The organism is Neobacillus drentensis (assembly GCF_036966985.1).
Classification (GTDB): Bacteria; Bacillota; Bacilli; order Bacillales; family Cytobacillaceae; genus Neobacillus; species Neobacillus drentensis_E.
Genome location: NZ_JBALSN010000042.1, coordinates 13,280 through 16,868 on the forward strand (window position 1 = coordinate 13,280; position 3,589 = coordinate 16,868).

Genomic DNA, 3,589 nt, shown 5'->3' on the forward strand with positions numbered 1-3,589 from the left:
AACAGACTAGTTTAACACGGCCTAAAAAATAAATAGCTTGGCAACATCCTTATCATAATCCCAAAGGTTGTCTCATATATTCATAGGGAAACAGGAGAGACAAGGTCAGCCATGGTCATTTTGGATAGCAAACTCCATTGCCTGACCCCTGCCTTACTCTTCTCCATAATCATATGAAATGAGACAAGAAGGGGTTGAAGGAATGAGGAAAAAGTTGTTGCTGCTAATTACAGGGCTAATGGTCATTTTTGTACTAGCTGCCTGTGGCTCTAAATCACAAGGTGATGTGGTCAAAGAGCTAACCGGGAAACTAGATGACTTAAGTGGCTATAAGGTGAATGCAAAAATGACGTTAAAAATGGGCTCTGATTCACAAATTTATAATGTGGAAATTTGGCACAAGGATCCTACCTTTTATCGTGTGAATTTGAAAAACGCCCAAAAGGACCAAAGTCAGATGATCTTAAGGAATAACCAAGGGGTATTTGTTCTGACACCTGCACTAAATAAGAGCTTCCGTTTCCAAAGCGATTGGCCGCAAAACAGCAGCCAGGCCTACTTGTATGAATCATTGATTAAGGACATTGTTGCTGATAAAAGTGCAAAGTTCTCTACCACAAAACAATTTTATGTATTTGAAACGAAAACTCGTTATCAAAACAATACAATGCTGCCATTCCAAGAGATTAAACTAAATAAAAGCGATTTATCCCCTGCAGTAGTAAAAGTAATGGACCCGGATCGAAATGCCCTTGTTACGGTAGAGTTTTCTAAAGTGAAATTTAATGCCAGCTTTGATAAGGACGATTTCGATATGAAGAAAAACATGACACGTGCGCAGCTTAATTTACCGGCCATGGCGGACGGCGGCGATGATGCCTTTACAGTTATGTATCCAACCATGGAGTTAAAAGGAACCAAATTAATTGAGGAAAAAGAAGTGGCACTTGAAGATGGGAAAAGGGTTGTTCTCACCTACGATGGTAAAAAATCTTTTACCCTTGTTCAAGAAAAAGTTACAGCAAAAACAGCATCCGCCAACCCAACCTATGTTGAAGGAGATATTGTTGACTTAGGTATGACGATTGGAGCTGTTTCAGACCACTCGATCTCATGGTCGCATAATGGTGTGGATTACATGATTGCCTCTAAGAACTTAACTAAAGAAGAGTTAATTGAGGTGGCGGCATCTGTCCAAGGTGAAGCCGTAAAATAAATCATTTAAAAAACAGGCTCATTATTGGGCCTGTTTTTTTGTTTGTTTGTAGAACGGAACAGTAGTATGATAATTTTGTGATAATAAGGAAATATTTAATTAAAGCTATTAGGAAGTGGAAACATGGAAGAGCAAGGTTTTTTCTATCGTGATACATGGGCCGAAGTTGATTTAGATTGTATATCTGCCAATATTGCCTCCATTAAGAAGCAATTACCTCAAGAGGTGAGGGTGATTGCAGTTGTGAAAGCCAATGCATACGGGCATGGAGATGTTCAAGTCGCAAAAACAGCACTAAAAGCAGGGGCAGCCTATCTTGCTGTTGCATTTATGGATGAGGCAATCGCTCTAAGGAATAAAGGGATTACTGCGCCTATCCTCGTTTTGGGAGCTTCTCGTCCTGAAGATATCCAAGTGGCAGCAAAATTTGATATCACCCTTACTGTTTTTCAAAAGGAATGGCTAGAAGAGGCATTGAAATATGTAAAAGCGGATGATCGAATTTCCTTTCATATCAAAGTCGACACGGGTATGGGGAGAATTGGCGTGCGGAGTGTACCGGAATTAATTGCCGTGGAACAAATGATTTCTGAACATAGCCGATTTCATCTAGAAGGAATTTTTACTCATTTTGCGACGGCGGATGAACTAGATGAAACTTATATGTACCAGCAACTAACCTTATTCGAAAGTATGGTTTCTGCACTCAATCAAAAACCAGAATATGTTCACTCTAGCAATAGTGCAGCAGCCTTGCGCTTTCCAAAGACTTATTTTAATGCAGTCCGGATTGGGATTGCGATGTATGGATTAACTCCTTCATTGGAGATGGAAGATAAAATTCCCTTCAAGCTAAAGGAGGCTTTTTCGCTTCGAACTCGACTTGTCCATGTCAAGAAAATGCCAAAGGGTGAAAAATTGAGCTACGGGGCAACCTATGAAACTAACGGTGAAGAGTGGATTGGGACCATTCCAATTGGGTATGCAGACGGTTGGATCCGTAAGTTGCAAGGGCAAGAAGTACTTGTAGAAGGGACCAGGGCGCCGATTGTCGGTAGAATTTGTATGGATCAATGTATGGTGCGCCTGCCATATCATGTTCCGATTGGGACACCAATCACATTAATGGGCGCTCAGGAAAACCAGTTTATTTCAATCAATGAAATTGCAAAAAAACTAGAAACCATTAATTATGAAGTCCCTTGTATCATTGCCAGTCGGGTTCCGCGTCTTTATAAACAAGGAGGAAAAGTTGTCGATTTAAAAAATTATCTTCTCGAAAATTAAAGGCCTAAATGAAGTTTTTACATCATATTTATGATATTGCGGTGATTTGTGCATAAAAGGGTCTTTTATTGGCTTATAATACAGTAGTATTATAATTAGTCTATGCAATAGGTTCGTTTAATGTTATTATTAAATATGGTACAGATAATAAATGAAACTCACTGTGTGAAACAGGCCGAAAGGCGATTCATCATGTGTAGTGGCGTTTATGCATCAGAAGGAATTCTGGTTAGATAAAAATGGTGTGTAGTGATGGTGGAGGTGTATGTTTGTGTCTGAATCCGGCGCAACTACGGAAATCTTAGTGAAGTTACCGCAACATCTTTTAACTGAATTAGATGGTTTTGTGAAACAAGAGAATGTAAACCGCAGCGAGTTTATCTACCAGGCAACAAAAATGTATTTACGCGAACGTAAAAAGAGACAAATTCGCGAGTCGATGAGACGTGGATACATGGAAATGGCCAAGATAAATCTAGGGATTGCATCAGAAGCATTTTTAGCAGAATATGAGGCAGAACACACAGTTGAACGTCTTGTAAGCGGAGGATAATCCTTTGATAGTCAAACGTGGTGACGTTTATTTCGCGGACCTATCCCCAGTTGTTGGTTCTGAACAAGGCGGCGTCCGACCTGTACTTGTCATCCAAAACGACATCGGGAATCGGTTTAGTCCCACAGTGATTGTTGCAGCGATTACAGCTCAAATTCAAAAAGCCAAGCTTCCTACTCATGTAGAAATTGATGCGAAACGCTACGGATTTGAACGAGATTCGGTCATTCTGTTAGAGCAAATTCGTACAATTGATAAGCAGCGGTTAACCGATAAAATCACCCATCTCGATGACGAAATGATGGAGAAAGTGGATGAAGCCTTGCAGGTAAGCCTGGGTCTCATCGAATTTTAATTAAAAGCACGCTCTTTCTAGAAAGAGCGTTTTTTCATACATATCCTGTCCTCATACTCAAATTTGCTAAGGCAAGCCACTGTGCTTGCCTATTTTTTTTATAAAGGCTGTTTTAATGATTATGTTGATTTTTTAACTATGTTGATTGGAGCGAAAGGCACGAGACTCCTGCGGGAGT

4 protein-coding genes are annotated in these 3,589 nt (G+C 40.0%); all 4 read left to right on the top strand.

Annotation, left to right across the window (positions count from 1 at the left end):
- Positions 1–202: 202 nt before the first annotated feature.
- The 4 genes from V7659_RS03010 to ndoA all read left to right on the top strand — a co-directional run bounded on the left by V7659_RS03010 (position 203) and on the right by ndoA (position 3,411).
- Complete coding sequence (locus tag V7659_RS03010) at positions 203–1,216, top strand: LolA family protein (RefSeq protein ID WP_335538010.1); 1,014 nt, start codon at positions 203–205, stop codon at positions 1,214–1,216.
- Positions 1,217–1,339: 123 nt separating this feature from the next.
- On the top strand, positions 1,340–2,503 hold the full coding sequence (gene alr, locus V7659_RS03015) for an alanine racemase (protein ID WP_335538011.1): 1,164 nt from the start codon (positions 1,340–1,342) through the stop codon (positions 2,501–2,503).
- A gap of 271 nt (positions 2,504–2,774) precedes the next feature.
- Positions 2,775–3,056, top strand: coding sequence for a CopG family ribbon-helix-helix protein (locus tag V7659_RS03020; RefSeq protein ID WP_007083557.1), 282 nt, complete (start codon positions 2,775–2,777; stop codon positions 3,054–3,056).
- A 4-nt stretch (positions 3,057–3,060) separates the two neighbouring features.
- The gene (gene ndoA / locus V7659_RS03025) at positions 3,061–3,411 is read left to right on the top strand and encodes a type II toxin-antitoxin system endoribonuclease NdoA (protein ID WP_007083556.1); all 351 of its coding nucleotides are present in this window, start codon (positions 3,061–3,063) and stop codon (positions 3,409–3,411) included.
- The last annotated feature ends 178 nt before the right edge of the window (positions 3,412–3,589 follow it).

Bases quoted from the DNA above. Each gene is read 5' to 3' on its own strand.
- V7659_RS03010 (WP_335538010.1), top strand. From the start codon at position 203: ATGAGGAAAAAGTTGTTGCTGCTAATTACAGGGCTAATGGTCATTTTT.
- alr (WP_335538011.1), top strand. From the start codon at position 1,340: ATGGAAGAGCAAGGTTTTTTCTATCGTGATACATGGGCCGAAGTTGAT.